Genomic DNA, 2,029 nt, shown 5'->3' with positions numbered 1-2,029 from the left:
TATGATTCAGGATGTCGCTCATGTTTCTGTCTCAAAAAAGCTTTACGATCTTCTTGTACCACAAAATGTTACTATTTTGGAGATGTCTAATCTATAAATTGGCTGCCACAACCGACAAAAATATAATTCTGTTTACCTTTTTTCTGACAATTTTTATTAAGATGAGTTGATTGACATTCAGGACATTGCATATGCTGTGCGTTTTTTGAAGTGTTATTTTTGGGCGCTCGCACTATAAATTTATTATACCCTAATTCAGCAACGCCCATTATCTTAAGTTTTGGGATGTTCCGGTTCCTTATCCATCCTATGATTTCAATCGCCCTCAAACGAGGCAAATCGGGTAGCCAAAACATCCCTTGACCGCACAAATCATACCTCTATTCAGCAAGGCCAGAAATTGTACCCAATTCCTTTTTTTTACCCACTCGCGAAGCCGAAGCTCCTTCTGCCTTCTGCTATATTATTTGTGATCGGGAAAGTATGGACCCTAAACCAGCCTTTACGTATTTTGACAAACCAAAGTAATTACTGTCACCTCAGGGGGACAAAATAGCCTTCCCGGGGAATAAGTTCCCAAACCCCGATTCACGTACAGCAAATTACTTCCAACCTGATGCAAACCGCTAGCCCATTCCCAGTGAGTAACTACTCGATCGCAAGCCGACAGAAAAGGAATGAACTTTCGGATTGGTTGAGGAATCAAAAAGCCAATTTTTCTCACCCAAGCGTACAAAGGCCCGATACCGGGAATAACGATTTGACCGCCGTGAGTGTGGCCAGACAACTGCAAATCAATGCGCCAATTTTGCAGCTTTTCAGCAGTATCAGGATTGTGAGACAATACAATCCGAGGAATCGCGGGATTTATTGATGCCATTACAGGTTTAGGCGCAAAATCGCCCGACCAAAAATCCGCTAACCCAACTAAAGCTAATTCTGACCCGAAAGGATAGATTGCTTCGTTGTACAAAACCCGAATGCCGACGCTATTTAAAGCATTAGCAACCTCTTTTTTTGCCCCCGGCCAATAGTGGTCGTGATTGCCCAAAACCGCGTAAATTCCCACTCGACTTTGCAAGCTTTTCAATCGGTGCACTAAGGCGTAAATAGGTGCGGGGTCGTAGGTAATAAAGTCACCGGTTAAAAAAATCATGTCTGGTTCAGCTTCATTGGCTGCAGCAATCGCCTCTTCTAGCAACCATTCCGACAGCCGCACCCCGTCATAGTGAAAGTCAGTAAGCTGTACAATTTTAGTACCGGATAGATTTGCTGGGAGATTGGCGATCGGTATTTTTAAATACTCTACTCGCAGTTTCCCAGTTAATAACCTGTGCATAAATCTAAGGTTTATGGATGACAGAGCGCAACATCTAGCTTAGCAAATAAATAGGCAAGACTGCCATACTAGATATTCTTCCCTTTTCCTTCCGTCATCTGACTAATAAATACTATTTTCTGACTAATAAACACTAATTGCTGACTGATGACTAATGGCTAAAGTCGTGGAGGCAAAAACAAAAATAATTTTCTCCACAAAATTAAACCCAATGCCAATTATAATTGAGAATTACTCGCATAATAGCGCCTGGTACTAGAACTTAATTGAATTAGTCTGACCTGCGAGGAAAGAATATATTGCTAATGCACTCTTTTCAATTGAAGCTCCCGAGTATTTATTAGATTAGCTTTTAAATCAATACTTCGGACAGTTTTTAAGTAGCCAGAGTAGCATAGACAGGAGTTCAGGAAAGTTAGGGTAATTTAAAATCAAGTTTGGGTCTAAATCTAACTTTTCAAAAAAGTTATAAAGCAGATAACGATTGAGTTACAGAGGTTTATAATAACAGATCGAAAACACAAATATCTGACTTAATAAGTGACTATTATAAGCCTGATATTGGGCTAATTCAAGGGAAGTTAAACAGGCATTAAAATGCAGGGTAAACGCATCTAAATTAATTTGACAAAACCCTGAATTTGTGCATTACTAAATAATTAAATAACCTTCTTGAAATTTTTAATTTTA

At 39.4% G+C, this 2,029-nt stretch carries 1 protein-coding gene; it reads right to left on the bottom strand.

Going from position 1 to position 2,029, the window contains the following annotated elements:
• Positions 1-502: 502 nt before the first annotated feature.
• Positions 503-1,339, bottom strand: coding sequence for a metallophosphoesterase (locus E5S67_RS31805; RefSeq protein WP_172193451.1), 837 nt, complete (start codon positions 1,337-1,339; stop codon positions 503-505).
• Positions 1,340-2,029: the final 690 nt, after the last annotated feature.

This window comes from Microcoleus asticus IPMA8, assembly GCF_013179805.1.
In the GTDB taxonomy this organism is placed as follows: domain Bacteria; phylum Cyanobacteriota; class Cyanobacteriia; order Cyanobacteriales; family Microcoleaceae; genus Microcoleus; species Microcoleus asticus.
Note: the sequence above shows the minus strand (reverse complement) of the source record. Positions and strands in the feature narration are given on the sequence as shown.